The organism is Rhizobium giardinii bv. giardinii H152 (assembly GCF_000379605.1).
Taxonomy (GTDB): Bacteria; Pseudomonadota; Alphaproteobacteria; order Rhizobiales; family Rhizobiaceae; genus Pararhizobium; species Pararhizobium giardinii.
Window position 1 is genome coordinate 122,383 of sequence record NZ_KB902657.1, and the last position, 25,597, is coordinate 147,979.

The window sequence follows — 25,597 nt, forward strand, 5'->3', positions numbered from 1 at the left end:
GAGCCGTCAGGGCCGGGTATCACGAAAGTAAATTCAGGAGGAGAAAATGAACTTGCGAATTGATAGACGTACATTCCTGGCAACTGCGGCTGCAACGCTCGCTGCACCGACAATCCTTGCAAGCGTCAGGCCCGCAAGGGCGGCGACGACACTTACCCTCGGTCACGGTGCAGCACCAGGAAACCCCCGGACTGTTGCGGCCGCAAAGTTCGCGGAACTTGTCGCCGAAAAGACAGCCGGCCGGGTGACGATCAACGTCGCAGGCGCTGAAACGCTTGGCAGCGATGCCGCCATGCTGACCAGCTTGCGGACCGGCGCGCTCGATTTCACGGCCAACAGCCAGGGCGCAACGTCAGCCCTCGTGCCCGAACTGGCAGCCCTTGGCCTCCCCTTTTTGTTTGATAGCGCAGAAAAGGCCATCGCCGTTCTCTCAGGCCCCATCGGGGCAGAGCTCAACACGCGTTTCGATGCCGTCGGCGTCGTTCCGCTCGACTGGTGGGACAATGGCGTCCGCCATCTGACAAACTCCAAACGCAAGGTGGCAACCCCGGCAGATGTTGCCGGCCTGAAGATTCGCACACCCGCCGACCCGATGACGATCGACATCTTCCAAGCTCTGGGTGCGAGCACCGAGCAGATTGCTTTTGGCGAGCTCTACATCGCTCTTCAGCAAGGCGTGGTCGATGGGCAGGAAAACCCCCTCGCCAACGTCGAGAGCTCCAAGCTCTACGAGGTGAACAAATATATCAGCCTTACCGCGCACAAATGGGAATCGACGCCCTTCCTGATGTCGAAAATCGCCCAGGCGCGCGTTGGCAGCGACCTCGAGGCTATTCAATCGGCAGCCAAGGAGGCCGGCGAACTGCAGCGTCGCCTATCGACTGAAAAGGCGGCCGAGGTGCTCGAGATCTTCAAGGGCAACGCCGCGGTCGAAGTGACTGAGGTTGACCGCGAGGCCTTCATCAAGGCCACAGCACCAGTCTACGATCTCTGGAAAGCCAAGCCATTCGGAGATTTCGTCGGTCAGATCGAAGCGGCAGCAAGGGCTTGACGCCCTCGCATCATCCGGAGGCTATCATGGATAGGCTGCAGGACCTCGTGGAGGCAGTTGCACGACTCGTCGTGCAGGGTTCGCGCTTCGTGACAATCGTGACCGGCATCGCCCTGACACTGGTGACGACGGCAAACGTCGTCGCCCGCTACACGCTGAAAAGCGGCGGTTTCTCGTTCGCGCAGGAACTGCCCATGCTGATCTTTCCCTGGTTCATCCTCGCGGGAATCGTGCTGGCGGCATATGCCGGAGGCCATATGGCGGTCGAGTGGCTGTACGACAAGCTCCGGGGGCCATACCGTCTCATCGCCTTCAGTGTCGCCAATGGCATCAGTGTCGCGACGTTCCTCGTCCTCGCCTATCAAGCGAGCATCGTCGCCGAGATTGCAAGCATCGAGCGCAGCCCCGTCCTGCAGTTGCCCAACAGCATCGGCTACTACTCTCTCGCCATCGGAGCCTTCTTCGTCTCCATCGTTACCGTCGCGGCGACCCTTCGTGTCCTGCGCCTCGGCTGGGACCGCCGCGTCGAACCAAGCGCCGAAGAGGTGCCGCTATGACCCTGATCATGATCCTTTCATTCTGCATTCTGATGGTGATGGCCGTGCCGGTCGGCTACGCCCTGATCATCGCGGCCGGTGCGGCCGTCCTCTTCAATGGGTACGTGCCGCTCTCGGTCGTCGCCCAGCAGGTTTACGATCAAACACAGTCCTTCCCGATGCTCGCCCTGCCCTTCTTCATGCTCGCCGGCACGCTGATGCTGGGCGGCGAGCTCGGCCGGCAGCTCCTCGAATTGGCGTCCCGGGCGATGCAACGCTGGCGCGGCGGGCCTTTGTCGACAACCGTCGTCTCCTCGGTGGTTTTCGGCGGCGTCTCCGGCTCGGCGGTCGCAAATGCCAGCGCGCTCGGATCCGTCCTCATTCCATGGCAGAAAAAGCACGGCTATCCGCCGGCACTCTGTGCCGCAAACAATGCGACGTCCTCCGTCATCGACGTACTCATTCCGCCGTCGATCCCGATGATCCTCTTTTCGCTGGTGAGCGGGGTTAGTGTCGGTAACCTCTTCATCGCGGGCATTCTGCCCGGCCTTCTGATGGCAGGTGGCTTCATCTTCGTCTGCTGGTTCATTGCCGTGCGCCGCGGCTACGAGACCAGCGCCGAAGCCATCCGCAAACGCGATCTGGGATTCTTGGTTCTCAAAAGTTTCCCGGCCATTCTTCTGCCGATCCTGATCATTCTCTTCCTGCGGTTCGGACTGGCGACACCCACCGAGGTCGCCGTCCTTTCCGTGGTCTACTCCCTGCTGCTGAGCCTGCTGTTCTACCGCGACCTGACCTGGAAACGCTTCTGCGACAACGTCGTCGAGGCCGGCACGGGCACGGGGATCGTCATGCTGGTCATCATGGGTAGCGCGGCGGTCGGCTGGGTGCTGACATTCGACCAGGCTCCGCAACATATGGCGGCGTGGGTATCCAGCAACATTTCGAGCCCCATCATGATCATCCTGATGATGAACCTGATCATGCTGGTAGTCGGCATGCCTCTGGACATGCCGCCGGCAATCCTTCTTCTCGGTCCGATCTTCGTGCCACTGGCGGATTCCATCGGTCTCGATCGCGTGCAACTGGGCCTGATGATGGTGGTGAACCTCGGCATCGGCCTCTACACGCCGCCGATCGGGACAACCCTGTTTATCTCGTCGTCGATTGCAAAGGCCCCGCTGGGCGAGACGACCCGCGAACTCTGGCCCTTTTTCACCATGGCGATGCTCGTGCTGTTCGGCGTGAGCTTCATCCCCGCACTGACCATCTATTGAGGGCATGACATGGGTACGGCACGTCAAATTGTCGTTTCAGTGAGCGGGCTGACCAAGGCCTATGGTGCAACATCTGTCCTGAAGGGGGTCGATTTTTCCGTCGATCGCGGAGAGGTACATGCCCTGCTGGGAGGCAACGGCGCGGGTAAATCGACGATGATCCGGATCATCACCGGGTCGGCGGCGAAAGATGCCGGCGACATCGTGTTCCATAGTCCGTCGGGAGAGCTCCGGACAGAAGCCGAAGGCCGGCGGAAGATTGCCGTCGTCCATCAGGAACTGGCCCTTTTGCCGCATCTGACCGTTGCCGAAAACATCGCTCTTCCCTACTTCGCCAATGGCGCCGCCCTGTTCAACAGAAAGCGTGCGGCCGGGCAGGCCTATGATGCCCTCGCGATGATCGACCGTGAGTTTGCGGCGACGTCCCTTCAGCGGCTCATCGGCGATTTGAGCTTGCATGAAGGACAGATGGTCGAGATTGCCCGCGCGCTTGCCTCGGGCGCCGAACTCATCCTGCTGGACGAGCCGACGGCCAATCTGACCGCCCAGGAAACAGATCGGCTCTTTACCGTGCTGCGACGGCTTACCCGGGAAAGCGGGCTGTCGGTCGTCTTTGTCTCCCATCGCATGAAGGAAATCCGGCAGATAGCAAATGTATGCACCATCATCCGCGATGGACGCACCGTCGTCGATCGCGCCGCGACTGCCAGCCTGACGGATGCGGACATCATCGAGAAGATGGGGCAGACGGCGACCGCCCATGTCTCCGAACGAGCGGCTGTCCCCACGCGCCGCGCCCTTGACGGGGAACCCTTGATCATCAAGGAAAACGGCTTCCGTCTTGAACTCAGGCCGGGCACCATACTGGGTGTCGCCGGCGCTCCGGCTGGTCCGTCGACGCTGATCGCCACGCTGGTTGGCGCGGCGCGATCCAGACGCTGGACGGTGTCGCACGCGTCCTGGCCGGACAGTTTCAGCTCGCCGCGGCAGGCGGCAAGACTTGGCTCCGGCTTCATCACCGGCGACCGGTCCCATAAGGGAATTCTGCACAGCCTGCCCATCATCGATAATGTCCTTGCATCCCGGCGCGTTGTTCGCGGCAGCAAGGTGACTGGTGTACACGAACAGACGGAATGTCTCGATCTGATGCAGGCGCTCAAGGTGAAAGCTGCTTCGATCTGGAACCTCCCGAACACGCTCAGTGGGGGAACCCAGCAAAAGCTGCTGCTCGCCCGATGGCTCGGTCTGCCCTCCAGGTTGCTCGTTCTGGAAGAGCCCACGCGCGGCGTTGATATCGGCACCAAACGTGAAATCTATCACCTTATCCGGCAGATGGCGGCGAGCGGGACCGTCATCGTCTGGTGGTCGACCGAGAACGCCGAACTGCTCGAGGTCTGCGACCGCGTCATGGCATTCGATACGGAGGGCCGCTGCGCCGGGGTGATCGAAAATGAAGACTTGAGCGAGGACAGGCTCGCAGAACTCACGGGAATGGCAGCATGACACAGAATACGACCCAGGCATCGGCGGACACCAAACAAGCGACGTTTGAAATCCAGCACAGGGAAAGCATCATCGGATCCTACCGGACCGAGATCGCAATCGCGATTGCCATCATTGTTCTGGCTCTGGCCGTCGGCTCGCAGGTGCCGCAGGCCTTGAGCTGGGGCAATTTTGCAAACATCACCCAGGCCGGCGCACCGCTGATCATCATGTCGCTCGGGGTTCTCCTCGTGGTTATCACCGGCGGCATCGACCTTTCGGTCGGCTCGGTCTTCTCGCTGACGGGCATGGTGACGGCCCAGGCGATGGCCCACGGCTTCGGCGGCTTCGAAGCCAGTTTGATCGGACTATCCGTCGGGCTGCTGTTCGGTTCGATCAACGGATTTCTCGTCACCATCGCCGGGCTTGCACCCTTTGTCGTCACCCTCATCACCTTCGCCGTCGCAGGCTCCCTCGCCTTCATTGTCACCAATGGCCGCTCCATGCCCATCGGCGATCCCGACTTCTGGCTTTTGAACAGCGGCAGCCTTGTTCCCGGCATGCCCAACTACATCCTGTTCTGCATCGTGCTGCTGGTGGTGATTGAGCTTTTCCTGAAGAAGATAGTCGCCGGTCGCTGGTTCTACGCCGTAGGCAGCAGTGCGCAGGCAGCCCGTCTGCTCGGCATCCCCGTCAAGCGCACGACGTTCCTGGCCTATGTCGCCTCGTCGCTTCTCGCCTCGTTTTCCGGACTCCTGACGATTTCCTACATTCTCAACGCAGAATCGACAGCAGGCTCCAGCCTCATGCTTCAGGCGATCGCCGCAGTCGTAATCGGCGGGGCAAGTCTTCTCGGTGGAACAGGCACGGCTGTCGGCGCGGTACTCGGCGCCCTGATGATCACGGTCATTCAGAATGGCGTCAACCTGATCGGCATCAACAGCTTCTGGCAGGGCTCCGTCACCGGCGTGGCGATCCTGATCGCCGTCCTGATCGATCGGTTCAGCAAATCCCGGCGGGGAGCCGGATGAAGAAAGGCCAGCACAGTGCTGGCTTCGTTGAGGAGGAAGAAATGAAAAACAGTCTGCATAAACATGCCACTCTGGCGATGGTTGCCCTGGCGACGGCGCTCGGCGCCAATGCCGCGCAGGCGCAGGAGAAAAAGACGGTCGCCTATCTTGCCCCGTCGCTCGACATTTCCTATTGGCAGTGGGTCGGCTACGGCGTCAAGCAGAAGGCCGAGGAGCTCGGCATGGACTACATCGAGCTGACCTCCGAAAACTCGCCGGCCAAGCAGATGGACAATGCCCGCACGGCCGTGACGAAAGGTGTCGATGCGATCGTTATCGGGCCGGTCAGCTCGACCAGCACACCACCGCTGCTGGCCTACCTGAAATCTCAGAATATCCCCATTGCTTTTGCCGGCATCGGTCCGCAGCCGGGACAGGCCGACTACACATCTTCGGTTACCGCCAACAATTACGAGACGGGCAAGGCGCAAGGCAGCTTCGTCTGCAAGCTCGCCAAGGAGCGCGGCGGCAACCAGGTGGGCATGCTCTCTCTGCCCCAGGATCGTGAGAACGCCCAGAAATACCTCAAGGGAGCCGAGGAAGCGTTCAAGGCGGATGGCTGCGATCTCGCGCAGATGCTGGAAACACGCGCCCTGACGATCAATGAGGCGGTCACCCAGGCCAACGACATGCTGACCGCCCATCCCGATATTAAGGCCATTTATGGCATGTATGACGAGGCGGGCACAGGGGCGGCCAAGGTTCTGGAGACGCGCGGGCTGACCGGCAAGGTGGGCATCGCCGTCGCCGACGGCAGCCCGACCACCATCGGATTGCTGAAAGCGAACGCCATTCAGGGCATTTTCTTCCAGGAAGCTGTCGGCCAGGGTATCGATGGAACGCAACAGGTTTACAATGCGCTGACGGGTGCAGCCGTCGAGAAGGATCTGGCGCTGGTCATGCCGCTGGTCACCGCCGACAAGGTCGATTCCCCGGAGGCCAAGGCAGTCATCGCGCGCGTTTTCCCGCCGGCCAACTGATAGTCGACGGGGTGTCCGTGGTGAAACGGGCACCCCGATTGTCCACCCGATCACGATCACTGGAAGCCACCATGGAAGATCTCCCCATCATCGACCCGCATTTCCATCTCTGGGACCTCGAGAACGGCTATTATCCCTGGCTGTCCGATGGTGTGAAGCCATCGGCTTTCGGCGATTATACCGCTATCAACAAGACCTACCTGATCGATGATTTCCTGACCGATGCCAAGGGACAGAACCTGGTCAAGGCCGTGCATCTCGACGTCGGATATGATCCGGCGGATCCGGCGGGCGAAACCCGTTGGCTGCAGGGCATCGCGGACCGGCATGGATTTCCGCACGGCATCGTCGGTTATGCCGACCTGCGCAAGCCGGATGTCGGAAGACTGCTCGATGAGCATGGGCAATACGCCAACTTCCGCGGTATCCGCCAATCCATGAACTTTCACACTGACCCCGCGAAGACCTATCTGACAGAAGCTGAAGTCAGCCGCACGCCGGAATGGCGGCGTGGCTTTCGGGAGCTTGCCCGACGTGGCCTAAGCTTCGACCTGCAGCTCTATTATTGGCAGATGGAGGAATTCCTTGATCTTGCACGCGAATTCCCGGACATTCAGATCATTCTCAACCATACGGGGATGCAGGTCGACGGACCTGACCATTTCGAGGGATGGCGATCCGGCATGAAAGCCTTGTCGCAAGCGCCGAATGTCGCCTGTAAGATTTCGGGACTGGGGATGGGCGACTGGACTTGGACGGTGGACAGCATACGCCCCTATGTTGAGGAAGCCATCAATGCCTTCGGGACGGATCGCTGCATGTTTGCTTCCAATTTCCCCGTCGATAAACTCTTCTCAACGTATGACGCGATCTGGAGCGCCTTCAAGGCAATCACCGCATCCTTCAGTTCCGATGAGCGGCACAAGCTCTTTTATGAGAACGCCGAAAGGTTCTACAGGCTCTGAGCCGAAACCTGTCAGATTACTCGCCTTGAACGGACCTGAACTCACGACCCCAATAGTTTCGGCTGTCAGAATCCACGAAGCTGCTGATATTACTTAATAATGGCTTTCGATCGGGCGATTGCAGCGGCCGCATTCGAAACTACCGCCTTGGTGCCTTTTCAGCCTGGTCAGTGTGGGACGAGCACCATTTGGCTTTGTCGCTCGCTGCAGTCCCCTTCATAAGCTTCGGCCAGAGGTCGCCTGCGGTAACAGGGCATTGTGTCGGCGCCTTTAGCTCCTGCTGGATTCCCTGTAACGGCAGCTCCAAGGGAATTAGCATTCCAAATGCGCAGGTATTCAGGCTGGCGTACAGACCCCCGCATGCCCGCGTGCAACTACAAAATGTAACTGTCTTGTAGAATGTTGCGCTGTTCCTGAAGGCTGGGGAGGAGACCCAAATTCTTACCCTGTTCTCTAGCCACCTCGCGCACCAAGTCATCAAATTCAGTTGATAGCTTTTCTAATGCATTGAACTTCTCGGCCTTATCGATGATTTTTCGCGAACCGTCTGGCACCTCAAGTGTCATTGCATAGCTTTGATTATTGGAAAGAAAATCAAGGTGACGCTGCGCTTCTGCGAGAACCGCTAACTCGTAAATGCTTCCTCGCGATAGAGCCTGTAGGTCGGCGTGATACATGATAGAGGCAATGTCAAAGCTAGGTAGGGCGATCGACGTGCCCTCCGTTTCGGCGTCATTTTTCACATTCTTGGCAAGGCGGATAGCTTTCTTCATGCCGCCACCTATCGCGCTGTCTCGCTCATGGATCTTGTGGATGTGAAGAAAAGGCCAATTATCGATGGTTATGGGGACATCCTTGTCCAGAATGGTCACTGCTCGGTCTGCCTCGCGGCCCGAGGTTTGGTATTCCGCCGTATCGTACCAATGGGATGGCACCACATCGACCGGCCGTGCCAGCGATCCTCCAAAAATGGCAATCGCTTTCCCTCCGGATTTATCGACTGTTGCAGCTGGGAAGGCGTCATTCAAAGCGACCTCAGATTTCAGCCTAATTTTCATTAGTCGTTCTTGTGAGGTTTCTGTTGTCCCTGTTCCGCTGTAGCTTCCGCTTTTCGGCCCGAAACGATTGAATGTGTAGAAATATCTGTCCAATGTCAGCAGATCAACGTCACTTACGCCGCGAATATGCACATCCAGCGCGACGGAACCTTGGATTCTGAATTCAACAAAAAGCCCCTGGGCTTCCAACCTGCTGAGAAGTTGATTGCCGACGCGCTCTGCTGTTTCCAAACTGATACGGGTGTAGTCAGGATCAACAGCCTGCATCGCTCCAAGGGCGTAGCGCGTGTTGGGCTTATCCAAAGCGCGTTTCTGCCAAGATTCGTCCAGAATGCTTTTATTGATGACTTCCGTCTGCTCGGAATAGCTCAGGTTTCCGAGACGGTCAGTCCCTTTGCGACGCTTCGCGAGCTGTTCGAGTCGCCTATTGACATCACGAGCCATTTTCAGCCCTCGCCAGTTGGAGGGTTCCAAAGGTATCGCGGGAAAAGCCGTTGAAGTATTCGCCTTCGCCCGATTGGCGGTCGGCTGTGAATGTAATCTGCGCGAATCCCCGATGGGATTTGAGATCGGCTTCCCCCGCCTTGGGCTCGTTCACGTAATTATAGAGCAAGTGGTATCCTTCTACCGGGTCACAGGTTATCGCTGCTGCGATGCTATGGGAGCCGGACTGAGGACCTTTAAGCCGGACAAACAGCTTATCCCAGGACTGAACAATCGTTATCGTCCCATCCCAGTCGTTTCGGAACGTGCCATCCGCACGGTTGAACGTGCGGCCCTTGCACACCCATTTGCCGCTTATATCCGGGACTTTCAAAATTCGGGCAAGCAGTGGCCAACGCCATAGAAAGCGATCAAAAAACCAATACAGGGCCGCGAATACCATGCTTGCACCTACAAGCGAAAGCACTGTAGGTGGCAAATTCACAGGTAGGCCGTAGCGGGCAGCAATATCGATTGCTGACAAGAGAAGGAAAACAATACCTGCGGAGATCAGGGCCGCCAATCTCGCCAAATGCCGTCCAACGTTGGATCGGTTCATTCCGCCTAGCAAGGCGTACTCATGCTCTTTAAACACGCTACCGTCCTTTTGGAGATCATTATCATTTACATAAAGTTGTTCTGCGAAATCAATTCGCGTTAGAACAATTGGCGAACTTTCCACAGAATCTATTTCGGTTGAAATTTTCCGATGGAGATGGCCTAAGTGGGTATAGCGGAGCGCTCACGATTCAGCGCGGAGCGAGCGGCGGCCTGAAAGCGCATGCTTGAAGACTGATTTCGGCGGAACCGTGGATATCCGAAAATCGTTAATCGCATAGGTTGACAGAGAAGTAAAACCACCGTCATTCTCAAGCTGTCTCTCGGTGGAGCTAGTCATTCGCGTCATGGACATTCCGCTGTAAGACATTACAACTGTTTTACGCCTCACAATCATCGCGAAGCTCAATATTAATGAGAATTGTGAGTGATCCCCTAAAACTTTGAAAGTCTCATCCATAAGAAGTGGCGGAGAACAGCTTCGAAAAACGAATTAAGAATTGAACGCGATGGCAGAATTTACAGGGCCTACACCCCCTCGGATCGAGCCCTTCCGAGTGTTGTGTCTCGACGGTGGCGGGATGCGTGGAATCTACACCGCCGCGTTCTTAGATCGCCTACTTGACCAATATCGCCGAATCCGCAGTGAGGGGCATCTCGACCTTGGTAGCGGTTTCAATTTGATCGCCGGGACCAGCACAGGATCGATCATCGCCTGTGCTGCGGCGATCGGGCGTCCCATGAGCGATCTCGTGAAGCTGTACTGGGATTTCGGAGCCAAGATTTTCCCCGAGCGCATCACCGACAGCAAGGCCAAGCTCGTCAGCCGGATCGCGAAAGGCGGCACAGTCGTGCGGGCCGGCGACCTCGCGTTGCGGGAAGCGCTCACGGCCGAGCTCGGCGAGATAACCATGCTCGACGTGTTCAAAAGGCGCGGGTTATCACTTGCGATCCCGGCGGTGGACATGAGCACCCATCGCTCCTGGGTTTTTAAAAAAACAAAGACCAGCGGCGTCCGCGACGACAACTATAGGCTTGTCGACGTCTGCCTCGCATCAAGCGCCGCGCCGATCTACCGGTCGTTGGCAGCTATCAAGAACCCTGATAGCAAGCATGAGCAGATACAGGTTTTCGCTGACGGCGGACTATGGGCAAACAATCCCGTAATGGTGGGGATGTTAGACGCGCTGTTGAACGCCGACGATGGCCAGCCCATCGAAATCTTTTCCCTCGGCACATGTTCGCGGCCGGAGGGCGAAGAGATCGCCCCCGACGATGTCCACAGGTCGATGCTGCAGTGGAAGCTCGGTGCAGATGTCGGGCCGCTCAGTATCACCGCACAGGAATTCGCGTTCGACAACATGGCCCGCATGTTCGCGAACGTGTTGAGCAAATGCGGCCGGCAAGTCCACCATGTACGGTTTCCGCAACAAAAAATCCCTGCGGCAAAGCTGGAATACCTTGGTCTTGATGATAGCCGACCCGAGGCGATGAATGCGCTCATAAGCCAGGCGTCGACGGATGCTGACATGGTTAAAAGCGCGTGCGATGACCCCCGCAATCCACAGGGCCAGTTGATCCACAGTCTGATGATGTCACTGCCGACGATGCCGGAGGCAGGCATACCCAAGGAGTTCTTCGAATGAGAGACTGCCATATCCAGGTAGCGAAGTACCAGCGTGACGAGGTCCGGCTCCCCAACGAGAGCCGGAAGGACATTTTCTCGAAAGCCAAGACCAACCGCAAGCGGTTGAAGGACGGCCTTGCGGCGAATGACGATCCGACGCCGATCGGCCAACGGACGCAGGGTTCCTATGCGATGCGGACGATGATCGTCAATACGGACGAGGACTACGACATTGATGACGGCGTCTACTTCAAGAAGGAAGACCTAGTCGGGCCAAATGGCGGTGACAAGACATCTCTCGCCGCAAGGGAAATGGTTTGCGACGCTCTTCAGGACAAGCGCTTCAACGATGCGCCCGAGGTGCTGAAGAACTGCGTCCGAGTTTACTACAACGAGGGCTACCATATCGACGTCCCCGTCTATCGACATGTTGTCGTCGAGGACCCGTGGACGGGTGAAGAGAAGGACCATTACGAGTTGGCGAGTTCCGTCTGGAAGAAGTCGGACGCATTGGCGGTGACTTCTTGGTTCCAGGATTTCAACAAAGACAACTGCGGCAACGCCTCGAAGAATGGCGACAACGGCCAATTCGTGGAGGTGGTCAGACTCCTGAAGGCGTTCGCTCGAAGCAGGAACAGCTGGAAGGGGATTATCTCGAACGGCTTCGTCATTTCGAAGCTTGTTGCCGACCATTGGGTCGAAGTGGCTGATCGAGATGACAAGGCACTTCGCGATGTCGCCAAAGCAATCCGCGATAAGCTCGCCTGGAACCAGGCGGTCAAACACCCGGTACTCGACGAAAACATTATCGCTCATGGGAATGCCAAGGCCAAGTTCCTCCACGAAAAATTGGACGAAAAGCTCAAGCACCTCGACGTGCTCGACAATCCGGAGTGCGACCACGCGACCGCGATGAGCGCGTGGGACAAGTTCTTTGCGACCGATTGGTTCTCCGGGCAGCCGGAACCCGATGGAGCCAAGTCTCTGGCGCAGAAAGTCGGTCCCGCGGTCAAGCGGGGTGAAACGCGCTACGCCTGAGAAAACGGTCATGCTTACGAACGAAGATGCTATTGGAGCCGTGTCCGCGCTCTTCGAGACCTTCCGGCCGGAGTATCGGGGCAATCGCGCCTGTCTGGACGCGAACGGGCGGTCGACGGGTCGTCACCTCTGGTTCTTCGAGGTATGGGGACGCGATCTCGCTATCGCGGCAGACTTGGCGTTTCCATATTCACGACCGAACGCCTACATCATCAAGTACGACGCCGCACTCGATCTTCCGCATGTCGAGCTCGATGGTCGTCTGTGCTTGACTAAGGTTGAGTTTTCGACCGATCCAGCGGAGGCCGCACGACAGGTCCTCGCTGAAGCCCTCGAACTGCTCTACGCCCACCAGACGGGAGCGGAGGACAACGACCTAAAGGAGGACTTCTCCAATTATTGGAGCCAGCGCGCCGATGTCGGTAGTCCAGCTCTTTCGGTGCTTCATGACGAAGGTGCGGCCACAGGGCGATACGTGCTGGTCGGTAAGGATGTCTTCGCCTTTTCGAGCAATGCGGCGATGCTGCGGTGGTGGGAGAACCGCATGGAGGCGGCACCACGCCATACCAATGCCGCCCATTACATCGAGCTCAGCAAGCTTCCCAAACCATCAATGTTTCCTTCCAGCCCAGCCAGTCTCCTGGAGTTGCTCCAAACCCATTCAGTCGACGGCGGCGAAAGGATGTTGAGCGCCTTGAGCCAATTGCCCAACGGCACTGTGTTGGTTCTTGTTGGTACGGCCCCCTCCGGTCGCCGCGTCTTCGCGGGAGTGAGGCTTCTCAAGTCTAGCCCACCGCAGAAGAATGGGTCGCGCCGAAAGCCCCGAACCGGGCTTCGCCGTGGTGATGTCGTTAGCGTAGGAGACCTGCTCGAACATTACTCGATCCAACGCCTCAGAACGTCGCGGTTGGACAGTGCGGTTACCAGAAGCGTGATCGACCTACCCAACCTCGCTGGCAAACGGGCTGTCGTTGTTGGCTGCGGGGCCATCGGCGGCGGCGTCGCACGCTTATTGGCCAAAGCCGGGATCGGAAGACTTGATCTCGTCGATCGCGAATTGCTCGGATGGGAGAACATACGGAGGCATGAACTCGGAGGTCGAAGCGTCGGCCTCTTGAAGGTGAACGCGCTTGCGTCCGACCTGAGGAAAGACCTTCCCGAAATCGTCAAGGTTCGATCGTACCCCAAGACCATCCAAGACCTTATCGGATCGGGGACCAACATCGTGGAAGGGGCGGACCTGATCATCGCGACGACGGGTTCACTTCACGCCGATAGCTACATCGACGAGCTCGCGCGCCAATCCGATCAACCGATCCCGGTGGTTTTCGGCTGGATGGAAGCCTGGGGTGTAGCGGGGCATGCGTTGTTGTTGCATGGCAATGGAGCACGCTTCCTCGAAGGTTTTGACGACGGGATGCCTCGTCGTCCGTCGTCCCAGAGCGATCGGTCGCCGCCGAAGGAATGCGGGAACGGGACCACACCGTTCGGATCGACAGAGGTCGCTGCCGTCCAGGCCATGATAGCGGAGCTTAGTCTGGACTGCTTGCTTGACCTCGGTATGAATAATGCTTGGCGAACATGGTGGACGTCGGATCGGAACTTGGCGCGTGCGCAAGGGCGATGGACGGATGATTTCATCGAAGTGAAGCCGGCGTCGTCGTTGTCAGGTATATTGGAGCGACAGTGGCCGTGAGTATTGAAGGTGGTGCGGTCGTCGCCAAGTTCCATCGGGTGACGGTCCGGTTCGAGCCGGCGGCGCTCGGGGTCTTTGACGCGCACCGCCAAAAGGGGTGGTTCACACGAGAGGCCGGAGGCCAGCTTTTCGCAGACATCAAGGGCAATGTCTGGCATGTGGTCGCCGCGACAGGGCCGAAGGCTACCGACCGTCGGGGCCGCTTTCATTTCTGGCCGGATCGAAAGAGCGAGCAAAAGGAAATCGACCAGCACTTCTCCGCCGGGCTTCAATACGTTGGGGATTGGCACACTCATCCGGAGCAGGTGCCGACGCCCTCTCGCGACGACATCTTGAGCATCGAGAATGTGGTGAGGGAATCAACGCTTTACACCCCGGGTCTGCTATTGATAGTCGTCGGCCTTGCGGCTTTTCCGGGTGGTTTGCACGTGTCATTTCACGGCTAACCTAAGTTCGCGGCCTTAGATAGCTGGTGGTCGAGAAAACGGTCGATAAGAAATCTAAGCAAGACCTCAGCCGACGCTCTGGCCGCGAATGCCTTGAACCTATCTGCCTTGTTGGCATCTGCGTGATCCATCACACCCTTCACGACCAAGTATTCCGCAACGCCCTTCGTATTCGCCACTTCACCAATGGTCGCCGCTTCCATCTCAAGCCCCAGGACTGAGCGTACGCCCATTTCCGCCAGCCGCTCCCATGTGACACCGTCCTTGACCACAACGTTACCGCTGGCGATTGGACCCGTCTTGATCGCGAATGGGAGGGTACGAGGAGGATCGACGTCCATTAGCATCGACCGATTGACCAGATCGGTCCCCGCTTTCGTCAAACTGAACGCGTTGCCTTTGGCCTTGATCAGGCCGGCTGTTTCCAAACCGGTCATTGTGGTTTTCCAAGTCCCTTCAGGTACATATCGTGTGCGAGCAGGATGGGTCGCGGGTGAGATGCCTTGGTAAATCTTGCGTAGCAGCCAAAGCGTGCGATCTTCGTCGGACGGCGGACCAAAACTAGGTAGGCCCTCGGTTTTCAGCGCTTGGCTAGCCTTTAGCCATCGCTTCGAGATCGGGACTTGTCGATGATCGCCGACGAACCGTTCTGCTTCCTTTTTGCCTTCGTCATATTGATAAGTAAGCTCGGAGATCACCACATCGCCGAGTTCCATGTCTTTCGGATTCCCGGCGCAAACTCCGCACATTACCAAGCATCGGGGCCTGACAAGGTCGGTCAGAGTCGTCGCAAGCCCCCCGGTTCTTATCGAGCCCATCCGCGTTGGCCTTGCAAGAGCGATCCGAAACAACGTTCCGCCACTTCCTTCGAAGTCCCCGACTTGATATTCGTCCCCATCCGCAGTGACCGCCTGATCCCAGGACTGCACGCCCTTGAGCGTTCCGATGCCTGTTGAGAAGACCTCGACCGCTGCCGACAACTCTTCCTCCAGTGCGGCGATCAGGAGTACATCGACCGCTTGTGGTTTCACCGTTTCTGTTCTCTCAATTCGTCTGTTTAGCTTGAAGTGGCCGCGCGAGAGGCTGTCAGTCCAATAATTGCCACTCAATTCACCTGTGTATTCGTCAAGGCGAAGAATTGCGGCTCCCTTGTAGCTACCGTGTGCATCCGGCCAAATCGCCTTCGGTTCGACCTGATAGATGTAATGAAGGACGGTTGCGCCTGACAGTTCTTGGTTTGGATGCGCGAGAATTGTGTGCGAATCCGACCCGGGGGAGTGGACCTTCATATCGATGCCTAACGGGGTCTCGCGAATTACCGCAGTCGCAGAAGCTTTCCCAGTGGCTTCAGCTCGGTGCCAAACTATCTCCATGTCCCAGCGCCCACTGAGCAGCTGGTTAGTCGACAGGCCATTTTTCTGGTTGGTGGGTTGAGAAGCCGTGGCATCGCTCGAATGGTCAATAGGATTCATGACGCCGCCCGAACCTCCGTACCACGATGAAATACCACCACTCCATACGAAGGGCTCGCCACGCCTGTTGCGATGACGCTGCTGAGTGATGACCCAAACATCGCCGTCAGGAAGCGTGCGCCGACCTTTCGATTGCTATCAAATCCGAGGGTGGGGACTATTGGAGGTGCGAAATAGAGGGATGTCGATATCACTTTGAAATCCGACGATAGAAGATGGAATCCATCGTGCAGATCGCTTGATTCCCTGGAAATCTCCGACAAGAATTTAGCGAGCGTTCTCCCGTTCTGAGCGCGCCCGTCGGGCCTTAGCGGCGACAATGGGAGATCATGTGGGTGGTCACTTATCAAGACCCCGACCCCTGTGAAGGTCGCGCCCGCTTCGCTGCGCACCGTACACAGCAAGTGGAACAGCTCGGTACAAACCGTTAAATCGTGAGCATGCATTGGCAGATCGAGGTTGATTGGAATTGGGTGATTCTATGACATGAGATTTGTCGCGCCGTCGACCAAAATCCTGCCAGCAGTTGTATTAAATTGATGGCAAGCGGGCCGCGGCTCGCAAAGCCCGCTCCGGCGATCGTCTTAATTTTCTATTTCCAGACGCTTTCGACCGCGTTCGGGATCAACATCGCAACTGACGTGGTCTAAAGCCTGTCTCGGCTGGCCCGCGTCATCGCCGGCGGTCAAGCTTGGCATGTCCAGATAGTAGGAGCGGTGTCTGCTTTCGACGGATCTCGTCGTAGTCTCTGCGTCCCAAACGGCGCAAAGCTGCCAGTGTGCTTACAACACCCCCCACGCCCGAAACCTCCCCCTGCCCGTCATCTCGCGCAGGCCCAGTTCCAAAACAATCCGCCGCGCCGCCTGCGGCGTCACCTCGAGCACCTTCGCCACCATCCCGGCCGACACGAGCGGTTTCGCCATCACCAGTTCGACCAGTTCCGGCAGTTTTGAAGACGTCCGGCGTCCGCCCAGCTTTCGCTCGAACATCGTGCGCGCCAACGCCAGCCGGTCATGCTCTTTCAGACCGAGCTCGGCGGCCGCCAAAAGTCCATGGGCGATGGCGAGCAGCCGGGTTTCGCGATCGCGATGCCGGCGCCGATCGACGGGAATGGTTTTGAGGCCGAGATTGATAGCCGCGAGATGGCCGCCGCTGGTGACGCCGGCCTGGCGCAGGATCGACGCGGCCAGCAGCCGGCCGAGCCAGGGCGCATGCTGCAGGACGGACAGTTCGTTCCAGGCATCGAGAGTGACGATCGCCTGCAGCACCGCCGGCAAGTCTTGTGACTGCCGCAGCTCGCCGCGCCATTCCTCCAGCCGCGCGTCCTCGTCCCAGTCGAGATCGTAGATCATCGGATCTTTTTCCGCCGCGCCGGCGCGGCCGGGCCGTGTTGCGTTCTCAATCGCGGCCTCCGATCGGGCCAACACCGCATCGATGGCGGCATAGTCGACGCCGGGGAGATTTTCCACGTCGTCACCCTCCTCGCCCTCCCCTTCCGGATTTATCGGCGCCGCGGGGCGAATGACGACGGCAGTCTTCCCCTCGCCCGCGCCGGCCGAATTGATGTCCGATGTTTGTCGCAAGGTTCGGATACCCTCGGCGGACAAGGCCCAATCCGGCGACTGGGCAGCGATGCGCCGACGGGTTCGCAAAACATCGCGAGCGATGGTCAGCTCATGGGTTGGCGTGCGAATGTCTCGCGTGGCATCATGGAGGACGAGGTCTTCGAGATGGACGAGTTCGCCGTCGATCCACAGCGAGGCGCAAGCGTCGGTGAATTGGGATCGTTCGAGGAAGCCTACGCCGACCGGCGAGCGGGCAATGCGTTCGTCCAGACGCGTGAGCGCGACACCGGCGCGGAATGCCGGCTCCATGAAAGCTGTCATGCTGATTTTCGCAAGATCATAAGCCATTGAAATCATGGTAAATGATTTCTTATAGGAACACTATCTGAATATTGTGGTTCCTCACATGGTATGGTTTGCGGTTGAGTGGCTAACCATCGATAAGTACCTCTTATCGGAGGTGATTGATTTCCCGCCGCAAATCAGAAAGTATCCGGTAAATCCACGGCCGCTCGGCCGTCAAAAGCCGCCGATCCGGAGTTTCTCTGTGGCCAAACCGTCCATCTCCAAGACCGCCGTCGATCGCCGGGCCGACGAACTCGACACCATCGCCAGCGTGCTGCCGATCGACCGGCGCGACGAACTGGCCGAACTCCTTACCGATCAGGATGTCGAGACTCTCCGTCACCTGGTCAACGAAGGCATGGGCGAAAACACGCTGCGTGCGCTTACCTCCGATCTTGCCTATCTGCAGGCCTGGTCGCTGGCCGCAACCGGCGCCTGCCTCCCCTGGCCAGCGCCAGAGGCTATGCTCCTGAAATTTGTCGCGCACCATTTGTGGCAGCCCGAACAGCGCGACATCGATCCTCACCACGGCATGCCAGCCGATGTCGAACAGAGCCTGCGGGAACAGGGTTTTCTGCGCTCGCCAGGGGCGCACGCGCCCGACACGGTGCGGCGGCGGATTGCCAGCTGGTCGACGCTGACGAAATGGCGCGGGCTGTCAGGCGTCTTTTCCTCGCCGTCGCTGAAATCCGCGATACGCCTCGCAGTTCGGGCGACGCCGCGGCCAAGGAAACGCAAGAGCGCGAAGGCCGTCACCGGCGACGTCCTGGCAAAGCTGCTCGCGACCTGCAGCACCGACAGCCTTCGTGACATCCGCGACCGGGCAATCCTGATGGTGGCTTTTGCCTCGGGCGGTCGTCGTCGCAGTGAGATTGCCGGTCTGCGCAGGGAGCAGCTCACCGTCGAGCCACCCATCACCGTCGAGGGTGCCCCTCCCCTCCCCTCTCTCGCCATCCATCTCGGTCGCACCAAGACGTCAAGTGCCGAAAGCGATGAGGCCGTTTATCTGACGGGCCGGCCCGTGGATGCTTTGAACGCATGGATGGCGGCTGGAAGAATCGAAAGCGGGAGTATTTTTCGGAAGATCGATCGTTGGGGCAATGTCTCGAAGCGGGCGCTGGAGCCGGGCGCGGTCAATGCGATCGTCAAACAGCGGGCCGAGATGGCTGGACTCGACCCTGCGGAATTCTCGGCGCATGGGTTGCGGTCGGGATATCTTACGGAAGCCGCCAACCGCGGGATCCCCCTCCCCGAAGCCATGGAGCAGTCGCGACACCGTTCGGTGCAACAGGCCTCCAGCTATTACAACAACGCGACCCGCCGAAGCGGGCGCGCTGCGCGTATGCTTTGAAGACGCGGATCGGCCGGCACTGCCTCCAGATAGACCGCGATGAATCTACAACGAAGACTTGCCGATTGAGGCCCCGCCATCGACATGAAGCGTCTGCCCCGTAATAAACCCAGCGTCATCCGATAGCAGGAATTCGATTGCCCCAGCGACTTCCTCCGGTCTTCCGAAGCGGCCCATTGGAACGCCGAAGAGGTAACGCGCTTCGCTCTCGCTGCCGACAGGATTGTTCGCCCGAAACAACGCCGTCTCCGTTGGCCCCGGCGAAACGGCGTTCACCGTTATTCCGCCCGCAGCCCGTTCAAGGGCCCAGCTCCGGGTGAAGCTGACAAGCGCCGCCTTTGCTGCGGCGTAGCTTGGCGGGGCTGGAGCCTGCGGAGTTTTCGGCACATGGGCTACGATCAGGATATCTGACCGAAGCCGCCAACCGTGGGATCCCCCTCCCCGAAACCATGGAGCAGTCGAGGCATCGTTCAGTGCAGCAGGCGTCGAGCTATTACAATAGCGCTACCCGTCGAAGCGGTCGTGCTGCACGTTTGCTGTGAAGGCAGGCGTCTACCCACGATAAAGCTTCCGTCGTCCGGTAGCGTGAAAGCCGCTCTCGCGTCGATTGGCATAGACCAGGCCCAGTCATCAATTCAACGAGAAATTACGCGCACTCATCTCGTATAAGCATCAGTAATTTATGAGGAAAATTCCGAAAAAAACGGCTGACAAGATTGTAGCGGTTGTATGAGAGCCCTACCTCGTCATCTAGGTTCAACACATTGCGCTTATTGACATCGCTAACCCGCAAGCCGGTTGCCATCGCCGTTTGCCTTGAGCAGCGACATCAGCATAGGCCCAATTGAAAACTCTCCTCGTTCCGAGCGTTTAGTCAGATCACGTAGATAACCACCGGCCGAGTTGATGTAGTTCGAGCGCTCTAGGATGCACGCCATTGCCGCGGCAGCATTCTCCGGCCCCATCGCATTGCAGGCCTCTTCGTAGGCTGAGGGACTTACTCCGAGCATTGAGCGGACCACTACGGCCGCCGTCATCAACTCGCGCCAATTCGATATGCCACCGCCCGGCCCATAGTCTACGATCTGGGGGCAAGCTCGAAGGACCATACCGAGCGGAAACGACTTGATCTGTTCTGCATTCGCCCTTTTCTGTTCAACGCCTATCCTCTTGGCTGGCGGCTCTTCCGGCAAGCTTTCGCCCTGCTCTTTTCTAGAGCTAGGTTCAAGTTCATAGATAGATTCGGTATTTGAATTCTGTATGTGGCGTTCATTTTGAATGGCATTGCCGTGCATATAGTTGGTATTTAACTGCATCTCCAGGAGGTTGATGACTTCATTCCTCAAAAGCTCCATCTCGTCGAGTGTTGCTTCGACCTGGGTTCTGTCGGGATAACGAGGTAGTCGACCAAGAATTCCAACATACATCATCTCGACGTCCAGCCAGTTTCCTGACGCTCCTTCTTCAATCGCAGCCGTAATCAGCTTACGGACATCGCGACGGCAGATCGTCAGTGCTTCTTTTGCTCTGCGGAAGCGTACACGTTCTGCTGCGACTTCCTGCGCAAGTAGGGCAAGCTCCGCCGCGCGCGTGAGCAGCGGGCTGAGATCGAAGCCGTATGCCTGCTCAATTACGCCATCTCGACTGCGATGCGCGTAACGCTTGCCGTTTGGACTATCCCGGCGCTGGATAAGTCCGGCATCGACCAGTGCTCCGAGTTGCCGGCGGAGTGTGCTTTCTGTGATCCCATGAGCGCGGACAGATAGCTGCGCATTAGATGGAAACACGACAAGTCCATGATCCTGGTCGAGCTGTGGCTCAGGGTAGAACGTCAAGAGTGCATCGAGAACAGCGAGCGCTCTGTCTTGCAGACCGAAGCGCTCCCTCGCCTCACACACGTCACGAAACACTTTCCACTTTTCTACGCGTGCGCCTGGGCTCGGTGCTGTGATGGCCAGTTGCCCCTTAACTAGGGCAAGAGTAGCCGGTCGCCGCCCAAAAGGCGTCGTTACATGTCCCGTTTGCATTTTTTCTCTCACCTTTCTCTAGGCAAAAGAAATTCGCTCACCAAATCGGTGCCAACACTCTTGACTGCGATTCCGGGAAATGCGATTCTCGATCCTGCTAGAGATGACGAGAGAGGCTTCCACGGTTTACCGTTTGGGGGCCTTTTTCTTTTGCGGTTTAATCTCCGTTGCGTTCGGTTTTTGACCGTTTGTACTCGTCATACAAACGGTCCATCCGGCCCGAAAGCCAGTCGCTGAAGGGCTTCGCTTCGACATTCGAAAGCTCAATCGCAACCTTCTTCGATTTGGTGTTCATTACGAAATTCAGTGAACTGTCGCTCGACGTCCAATCCCTCCCGGATGCGTTGCCCTTGGGCTTCTTAGCAGCCGATTTGACCTTGTAGCGCTTCAGGTAATCATGAAGTTCGTCGAACCGCTTCTCTTCTGCCAGTTCAACAAACCCTGCGGTCTCCGTAAATTCAGTAGCAACCTTCAAGAGGGCAGGAACGAGAAGTAGTTGACGCAGGCTAAGCCACTTGTCGCGCCCGATTTTTTTGGACGCACCGAGAGCTTTGATGATCGCAGCAGGGACCACTTCCACGACACCGAGCATCTTGGACAACATCGCCTCGTCGATCGCGAGAGACGACCGCACCACGTCCTTCGTCATGTTGGACGCAAGCAGGTTCTGTGCGAAGTACGCACGTTCGATGAAGGATAAGTTTGAGCGGGCAGAGTTTTCCTGCCCTTGGGCGATTGCGGACGTGATGTCGTCAAGTTTTTTGACAACCGCCTTGACCGAAATCCCGAGCTCTTTGGCGACCTTGAGACGACGGTGCCCGAAAACGACCATGAAGCGTTGGCTGTCATACGAGCTAGGCCGAACCAGGATTGGTGTCGTCTGACCGGATTCTTTGATCGCCTGTTTGAGCTCCTGGTATTCTTCGCCCTCATCCGACAGCCGATCGGCCACGAATGATACATCCAGCAGCCGCGGATCCAGCTCCACGACGACCTCGCCCTCCATGAGCTTCTTGGTGTTTTCGGCGAGATCTTCAATCGATCGCACAACCGTCTTCGCGGCGCCCGTCATCGCGTATCCAGGCTTTACGGGAGATTTGTCGGTCGATATCGACGCTATATCAAGCTTCGCAAATGGATTGTCACGCGCCATGACCGAACTCCAGCTTTGACTTCAACTCCGCTAAGGCATTATTTCGCCTTGCAAAAATAGGAAAAAAAACGGCTGACAAGTTTGTCATTTCCGCCCCCAAGCATTGTGTATCAGGTCGACAATTTCACCATTTGCGGCATTCAGGCTTTCCATTGCTCGATCGTAAGTAGATCGAACGAACTCTCCCCGCTCGACCTCGTACAAAGTCTGCTTTTTGATTGAAGCGTCAGAAATAGCGGTAGATTTAAGAACGTGGTTTCGCAGCATCTGCTGAGCAAACATCGACTGCATGAAACCGACCATCTGCGCTTGCGGAATGTCGGTCGGCTCAAAGCGTGTCACGAGGTAGCGGAACCATTCCACCCTGATTTCGGCACCAGCCTCTGCAACAGGGGTCATAATCCCTCCCAGCATCTGTAGGAACTGGCTCATCGACATGATGTCCAACATCTGGGGATGGATTGTAATCAGGATGCCTGTGGAAGCCATCAACGCGGTGATAGTAAGGTAGCCGAGCTGCGGCGGGCAGTCGATGACAACCACGTCATACTTGTCGTCCACTTCTTTAAGCGCATTGACGATGCGCATGTGGAACAACCGACCCTCGTCACCTTTTCGAGAAGAAATTGACAGTGGCACATCGTATTCAAATTCCTGCAGCACAAGATTCGCCGGTACAACGTCTAGTCCTGGAATATTGGTCGACTGAATTACCGCTGATATTGGCTTTCGCTCCTCATCGAAACGAAGCGCTTCGTACAGGGACGCTGTATCATCGAGTTCGGGCTGAATGCCGAACAGTGACGTTAGCGACGCCTGGGGATCTAGATCGATGGCAAGCACACGGTGACCGGTGAGGGCGAGATACTGTGCTAAGTGTGCGGCGGTCGTTGTCTTCCCGCTTCCACCTTTGAAGTTCACGACCGAAACGACTTGCATCGGCTCGCCTTCGCGACGTTGAGGAACATAATAGCGCTTGTCGGATTTTTTGTTGGCTTCGAGATATTCGCGAAGCTCCCGCATTTGATCGGCCGTATAATATCGGCGACCGCTGACCGATTCGATCTCCGGGCCTTTCCCTTCGGAATGGATTTGTCGGAGATGGCTTTGGGTCACACCCATGAAATCGGCGACCTCGCCGAGCTGAAACTTGCGTAATCCCTTACGAGCGTCCGGCGGATACTGTTGGCTGCGCAGCATATGCAACGCGCTTGAGATCTTTGCCCCTTGCTGGGCGATCTCGACGTCAAATCTGTTGGGCAGCTGGCTCATTTTGCAAACTATTTCCTAGGTGGCGTCACTTTCGAAAAAATGGCCATAAAGCCATAATTTGCGCAACTATCGTCCGATTCCCCCTGCGCGACAAGGAATTTAAAGTTAACAATGTCTTAAGATGATCCAAGACCATCGCAAAAGCGCGTGATTAGGTGTTATATTTCAGTGTGTTGAGCATTTCATCGCCATCGTCCATGTCCTTTCTTTCCTCAGATTTTTCCGCCCTTATCTGAGGCGACCCAGAAGCCCATTGAGAGAATCGATGGGAACCTGACGGAATCACCTCACGCAGGCGACCCACAAATTTGTACGTGGACATCAAAGCGTGGCGCGGCTCTTTTCCCTCACAAACCAATCAGCGAGGAGAAAGCTGCAATGCTTCAGTCGCATTCCCGCCTTGTGCGCAAGCTTCAAGAAGCACTGGGCGATCGTTTATGTATCGCCCTCGACGACCCTGGCGTCGTCGAGATCATGCTCAACCCGGACGGTAAAGTTTTCATCGAGCGGTTAGGGCAGGGCATTGCGCCCGCGGGTGAGATGGCTGCGACAGCAGCGGAAACAATCATCGGCTCCGTCGCACACGCTCTACAATCTGAGGCGGGCGATGAGCGGCCGATCATTTCGGGCGAACTTCCCATTGGCGGACACCGCTTTGAAGGGTTGCTGCCCCCGGTTGTCGCGTCCCCAACGTTCACGATCAGGCGCAGAGCCTCCAGGCTGATCCCACTCGACGACTATATCGCTGACAAGGTGATGACGGAGGCGCAAGCCACAGTGATCAGGAGCGCAATCGCGAATCGGCTCAATATCGTGATCGCGGGTGGAACGGGTTCGGGCAAAACGACTCTCGCCAATGCCGTGATCGCTGAAATCATAGCCTCAGCGCCGGACGACCGCATGGTCATTCTTGAAGATACTGCGGAAATCCGGTGTGCGGCAGAGAATGCGGTGTGCCTGCATACCAGTGACACGATCGATATGGCGCGACTGCTCAAGAGCACCATGCGCCTCCGTCCCGACCGCATCATCGTTGGCGAAGTCCGCGACGGCGCCGCACTAACGCTGCTGAAAGCCTGGAATACTGGCCATCCCGGTGGCGTCACCACCGTCCACTCCAATACCGCCATGTCCGCCTTGCGTCGTCTGGAGCAACTGACCGCCGAGGTCAGCCAGCAACCGATGCAGGCTGTGATCGGCGAGGCCGTTGATCTTGTCATCTCGATCGAGCGCGCGGGGAGGGGGAGACGGGTACGAGAGGTCATCAATGTCGAGGGCTTCAGCGGTAGCCGGTACCAGACCGAACATTACGCTCAAATTGATGAGGACATTCATGCTGCATAATCGCTCTTTTCGCCTCGGACTGCTCGCTGCGATGTTCTGCGCGGCGCTTGCCGCGCCAGCCCTTGCCAGTTCCGGTGGGAGTCTTCCCTGGGAGGGGCCGCTTGAACAGATTCAGGAATCCATCACTGGGCCAGTCGCAGGAGCAATTGCCCTCGCCGCCATGGCGATCGCCGGCGGAATGCTGATCTTCGGCGGCGAGCTCAACGATTTCGCGCGACGCCTCGTCTATATCGTACTGGTCGCCGGTATCCTGCTGGGGGCGACGACGATTGTCGGACTGTTCGGTGCGACTGGCGCGTCGATCGGCATCACTGCCACAAGTTTGCCAGGGACCGTTTCCCAGCCGATGTCCGTTGCAAGAGGGGAGGGGGCCAATGGGTGAGCCGCATTCCGCTCTCCAACGCAATCGCATTCACCGCGCTCTTTCACGACCGAATCTGCTGATGGGGGCAGACCGAGAGCTCCTGCTTGTCACAGGGCTGGTGGCGATCATCCTGATCTTCGTCGTGCTCACCCTGTATTCAGCGCTGTTCGGCATCGCCATCTGGTTCGTGATCGTCGGCGCACTGCGCATGATGGCAAAATCCGATCCCCTCATGCGTCATGTCTACGTGCGGCATTTGCGCTACCGGCATCACTACCTGCCCACGTCTTCGCCGTGGCGGCGTTTTTAGAGGTGCCATGATGGTCGCTTTGCGTTCCCTTCGCCCGTCTGCACCGTCGTTCGCCGATCTCGTGCCCTATGCCGGACTGGTCGACAATGGGACCATTCTTCTCAAGGACGGAAGTCTCATGGCGGGG

The 25,597-nt window shown here is 57.8% G+C and carries 23 protein-coding genes and 1 pseudogene; 16 read left to right on the forward strand and 8 right to left on the reverse strand.

What is annotated here, in order from left to right:
• Positions 1-46: 46 nt before the first annotated feature.
• The 7 genes from A3AY_RS0114360 (at position 47) to A3AY_RS0114390 (ending at position 7,361) form a co-directional block, all read left to right on the forward strand.
• Complete coding sequence (locus tag A3AY_RS0114360) at positions 47-1,051, forward strand: TRAP transporter substrate-binding protein (protein WP_018326359.1); 1,005 nt, start codon at positions 47-49, stop codon at positions 1,049-1,051.
• Positions 1,052-1,077: 26 nt separating this feature from the next.
• Positions 1,078-1,608, forward strand: coding sequence for a TRAP transporter small permease (locus A3AY_RS0114365; protein WP_018326360.1), 531 nt, complete (start codon positions 1,078-1,080; stop codon positions 1,606-1,608).
• The gene (locus A3AY_RS0114370; protein WP_018326361.1) at positions 1,605-2,864 is read left to right on the forward strand and encodes a TRAP transporter large permease subunit; all 1,260 of its coding nucleotides are present in this window, start codon (positions 1,605-1,607) and stop codon (positions 2,862-2,864) included. Before A3AY_RS0114365 ends, A3AY_RS0114370 begins: the two co-directional genes overlap by 4 nt.
• Before the next feature lie 9 nt (positions 2,865-2,873).
• On the forward strand, positions 2,874-4,367 hold the full coding sequence (locus A3AY_RS0114375; protein WP_018326362.1) for a sugar ABC transporter ATP-binding protein: 1,494 nt from the start codon (positions 2,874-2,876) through the stop codon (positions 4,365-4,367).
• Positions 4,364-5,377 (forward strand): ABC transporter permease, encoded by a 1,014-nt coding sequence (locus A3AY_RS0114380; RefSeq protein ID WP_018326363.1) that lies wholly within the window; start codon positions 4,364-4,366, stop codon positions 5,375-5,377. The genes A3AY_RS0114375 and A3AY_RS0114380 overlap by 4 nt, the downstream gene beginning before the upstream one ends.
• Positions 5,378-5,418: 41 nt before the next feature.
• On the forward strand, positions 5,419-6,396 hold the full coding sequence (locus tag A3AY_RS0114385) for a substrate-binding domain-containing protein (protein ID WP_026203439.1): 978 nt from the start codon (positions 5,419-5,421) through the stop codon (positions 6,394-6,396).
• Between the two features lie 71 nt (positions 6,397-6,467).
• Positions 6,468-7,361, forward strand: coding sequence for an amidohydrolase family protein (locus tag A3AY_RS0114390; RefSeq protein WP_018326365.1), 894 nt, complete (start codon positions 6,468-6,470; stop codon positions 7,359-7,361).
• Positions 7,362-7,735: 374 nt separating this feature from the next.
• Here A3AY_RS0114390 and A3AY_RS0114395 read toward each other — a convergent pair whose 3' ends face one another.
• Complete coding sequence (locus A3AY_RS0114395) at positions 7,736-8,863, reverse strand: nucleotidyltransferase-like protein (protein ID WP_018326366.1); 1,128 nt, start codon at positions 8,861-8,863, stop codon at positions 7,736-7,738.
• Positions 8,853-9,584 carry a Cap15 family cyclic dinucleotide receptor domain-containing protein gene (locus A3AY_RS0114400; protein WP_018326367.1) on the reverse strand — a complete coding sequence of 244 codons (732 nt, stop codon included), beginning with the start codon at positions 9,582-9,584 and terminating at the stop codon, positions 8,853-8,855. Before A3AY_RS0114400 ends, A3AY_RS0114395 begins: the two co-directional genes overlap by 11 nt.
• A 385-nt stretch (positions 9,585-9,969) precedes the next feature.
• Between A3AY_RS0114400 and A3AY_RS0114405 the strand changes: the two genes are divergently transcribed.
• From A3AY_RS0114405 to A3AY_RS35320, 4 genes are read left to right on the forward strand one after another with little or no spacing between them, the layout of a single operon-like run.
• Positions 9,970-11,106 carry a patatin-like phospholipase family protein gene (locus A3AY_RS0114405; RefSeq protein ID WP_018326368.1) on the forward strand — a complete coding sequence of 379 codons (1,137 nt, stop codon included), beginning with the start codon at positions 9,970-9,972 and terminating at the stop codon, positions 11,104-11,106.
• Positions 11,103-12,125 (forward strand): cyclic GMP-AMP synthase DncV-like nucleotidyltransferase, encoded by a 1,023-nt coding sequence (locus A3AY_RS39175; protein WP_018326369.1) that lies wholly within the window; start codon positions 11,103-11,105, stop codon positions 12,123-12,125. Before A3AY_RS0114405 ends, A3AY_RS39175 begins: the two co-directional genes overlap by 4 nt.
• Positions 12,126-12,135: 10 nt before the next feature.
• A complete protein-coding gene (locus A3AY_RS0114415; protein WP_018326370.1) occupies positions 12,136-13,821 on the forward strand; it encodes a ThiF family adenylyltransferase in 1,686 nt (561 codons plus the stop codon).
• Positions 13,812-14,267, forward strand: coding sequence for a Mov34/MPN/PAD-1 family protein (locus A3AY_RS35320; RefSeq protein WP_018326371.1), 456 nt, complete (start codon positions 13,812-13,814; stop codon positions 14,265-14,267). The genes A3AY_RS0114415 and A3AY_RS35320 overlap by 10 nt, the downstream gene beginning before the upstream one ends.
• On the opposite strand, the gene A3AY_RS35325 is transcribed toward A3AY_RS35320, so the two are convergent.
• Positions 14,264-15,739, reverse strand: a complete 1,476-nt coding sequence (locus tag A3AY_RS35325; protein WP_018326372.1) for a Cap15 family cyclic dinucleotide receptor domain-containing protein — start codon at positions 15,737-15,739, stop codon at positions 14,264-14,266. The genes A3AY_RS35320 and A3AY_RS35325 overlap by 4 nt on opposite strands.
• Before the next feature lie 782 nt (positions 15,740-16,521).
• Positions 16,522-17,661 (reverse strand): RHE_PE00001 family protein, encoded by a 1,140-nt coding sequence (locus tag A3AY_RS0114435; RefSeq protein WP_018326374.1) that lies wholly within the window; start codon positions 17,659-17,661, stop codon positions 16,522-16,524.
• 190 nt (positions 17,662-17,851) lie between these two features.
• Here A3AY_RS0114435 and A3AY_RS0114440 point away from each other — a divergent pair, with 190 nt between their 5' ends.
• Positions 17,852-19,000, forward strand: coding sequence for a site-specific integrase (locus A3AY_RS0114440; RefSeq protein WP_026203440.1), 1,149 nt, complete (start codon positions 17,852-17,854; stop codon positions 18,998-19,000).
• A gap of 45 nt (positions 19,001-19,045) precedes the next feature.
• On the opposite strand, the gene A3AY_RS37880 is transcribed toward A3AY_RS0114440, so the two are convergent.
• The gene (locus tag A3AY_RS37880; protein WP_245275922.1) at positions 19,046-19,387 is read right to left on the reverse strand and encodes an SDR family oxidoreductase; all 342 of its coding nucleotides are present in this window, start codon (positions 19,385-19,387) and stop codon (positions 19,046-19,048) included.
• On the opposite strand from A3AY_RS37880, the pseudogene A3AY_RS40580 reads away from it, so the two are divergent.
• Positions 19,345-19,542: pseudogene (locus tag A3AY_RS40580) on the forward strand (integrase); the annotation flags it as partial. The gene A3AY_RS37880 and the pseudogene A3AY_RS40580 overlap by 43 nt on opposite strands.
• 240 nt (positions 19,543-19,782) lie before the next feature.
• On the opposite strand, the gene repC reads toward A3AY_RS40580, so the two are convergent.
• The 3 genes from repC to repA all read right to left on the reverse strand — a co-directional run bounded on the left by repC (position 19,783) and on the right by repA (position 23,452).
• A complete protein-coding gene (gene repC / locus A3AY_RS0114450; protein WP_026203441.1) occupies positions 19,783-21,027 on the reverse strand; it encodes a plasmid replication protein RepC in 1,245 nt (414 codons plus the stop codon).
• Between the two features lie 157 nt (positions 21,028-21,184).
• Positions 21,185-22,180, reverse strand: a complete 996-nt coding sequence (gene repB / locus A3AY_RS0114455; RefSeq protein WP_018326378.1) for a plasmid partitioning protein RepB — start codon at positions 22,178-22,180, stop codon at positions 21,185-21,187.
• Between the two features lie 84 nt (positions 22,181-22,264).
• Positions 22,265-23,452 carry a plasmid partitioning protein RepA gene (repA, locus tag A3AY_RS0114460; protein WP_018326379.1) on the reverse strand — a complete coding sequence of 396 codons (1,188 nt, stop codon included), beginning with the start codon at positions 23,450-23,452 and terminating at the stop codon, positions 22,265-22,267.
• Positions 23,453-23,830: 378 nt separating this feature from the next.
• Between repA and trbB the strand changes: the two genes are divergently transcribed.
• Genes trbB through A3AY_RS0114480 form a run of 3 tightly spaced genes read left to right on the forward strand, consistent with a single transcriptional unit; the run spans position 23,831 to position 25,470 of the window.
• The gene (trbB, locus tag A3AY_RS0114470; RefSeq protein ID WP_018326380.1) at positions 23,831-24,796 is read left to right on the forward strand and encodes a P-type conjugative transfer ATPase TrbB; all 966 of its coding nucleotides are present in this window, start codon (positions 23,831-23,833) and stop codon (positions 24,794-24,796) included.
• Positions 24,786-25,178, forward strand: coding sequence for a TrbC/VirB2 family protein (locus A3AY_RS0114475; protein WP_015647763.1), 393 nt, complete (start codon positions 24,786-24,788; stop codon positions 25,176-25,178). The genes trbB and A3AY_RS0114475 overlap by 11 nt, the downstream gene beginning before the upstream one ends.
• Positions 25,171-25,470: a conjugal transfer protein TrbD gene (locus A3AY_RS0114480; RefSeq protein ID WP_015647762.1), complete on the forward strand. Its 300-nt coding sequence runs from the start codon at positions 25,171-25,173 to the stop codon at positions 25,468-25,470. Before A3AY_RS0114475 ends, A3AY_RS0114480 begins: the two co-directional genes overlap by 8 nt.
• Positions 25,471-25,597: the final 127 nt, after the last annotated feature.

What these genes read in the sequence shown, in the direction of transcription:
- A3AY_RS0114395 (WP_018326366.1), bottom strand. Translation starts at nt 8,863, where the DNA reads ATGGCTCGTGATGTCAATAGGCGACTCGAACAGCTCGCGAAGCGTCGC.
- A3AY_RS0114435 (WP_018326374.1), bottom strand. Translation starts at nt 17,661, where the DNA reads ATGATTTCAATGGCTTATGATCTTGCGAAAATCAGCATGACAGCTTTC.
- A3AY_RS35325 (WP_018326372.1), bottom strand. Translation starts at nt 15,739, where the DNA reads ATGAATCCTATTGACCATTCGAGCGATGCCACGGCTTCTCAACCCACC.
- A3AY_RS0114385 (WP_026203439.1), top strand. Translation starts at nt 5,419, where the DNA reads ATGAAAAACAGTCTGCATAAACATGCCACTCTGGCGATGGTTGCCCTG.
- repA (WP_018326379.1), bottom strand. Translation starts at nt 23,452, where the DNA reads ATGAGCCAGCTGCCCAACAGATTTGACGTCGAGATCGCCCAGCAAGGG.
- A3AY_RS0114415 (WP_018326370.1), top strand. Translation starts at nt 12,136, where the DNA reads ATGCTTACGAACGAAGATGCTATTGGAGCCGTGTCCGCGCTCTTCGAG.
- A3AY_RS0114475 (WP_015647763.1), top strand. Translation starts at nt 24,786, where the DNA reads ATGCTGCATAATCGCTCTTTTCGCCTCGGACTGCTCGCTGCGATGTTC.
- A3AY_RS0114365 (WP_018326360.1), top strand. Translation starts at nt 1,078, where the DNA reads ATGGATAGGCTGCAGGACCTCGTGGAGGCAGTTGCACGACTCGTCGTG.
- A3AY_RS0114375 (WP_018326362.1), top strand. Translation starts at nt 2,874, where the DNA reads ATGGGTACGGCACGTCAAATTGTCGTTTCAGTGAGCGGGCTGACCAAG.
- A3AY_RS0114405 (WP_018326368.1), top strand. Translation starts at nt 9,970, where the DNA reads ATGGCAGAATTTACAGGGCCTACACCCCCTCGGATCGAGCCCTTCCGA.
- A3AY_RS0114480 (WP_015647762.1), top strand. Translation starts at nt 25,171, where the DNA reads ATGGGTGAGCCGCATTCCGCTCTCCAACGCAATCGCATTCACCGCGCT.
- A3AY_RS0114380 (WP_018326363.1), top strand. Translation starts at nt 4,364, where the DNA reads ATGACACAGAATACGACCCAGGCATCGGCGGACACCAAACAAGCGACG.
- A3AY_RS0114360 (WP_018326359.1), top strand. Translation starts at nt 47, where the DNA reads ATGAACTTGCGAATTGATAGACGTACATTCCTGGCAACTGCGGCTGCA.
- A3AY_RS39175 (WP_018326369.1), top strand. Translation starts at nt 11,103, where the DNA reads ATGAGAGACTGCCATATCCAGGTAGCGAAGTACCAGCGTGACGAGGTC.
- repB (WP_018326378.1), bottom strand. Translation starts at nt 22,180, where the DNA reads ATGGCGCGTGACAATCCATTTGCGAAGCTTGATATAGCGTCGATATCG.
- A3AY_RS0114370 (WP_018326361.1), top strand. Translation starts at nt 1,605, where the DNA reads ATGACCCTGATCATGATCCTTTCATTCTGCATTCTGATGGTGATGGCC.
- repC (WP_026203441.1), bottom strand. Translation starts at nt 21,027, where the DNA reads ATGCAAACGGGACATGTAACGACGCCTTTTGGGCGGCGACCGGCTACT.
- trbB (WP_018326380.1), top strand. Translation starts at nt 23,831, where the DNA reads ATGCTTCAGTCGCATTCCCGCCTTGTGCGCAAGCTTCAAGAAGCACTG.
- A3AY_RS0114390 (WP_018326365.1), top strand. Translation starts at nt 6,468, where the DNA reads ATGGAAGATCTCCCCATCATCGACCCGCATTTCCATCTCTGGGACCTC.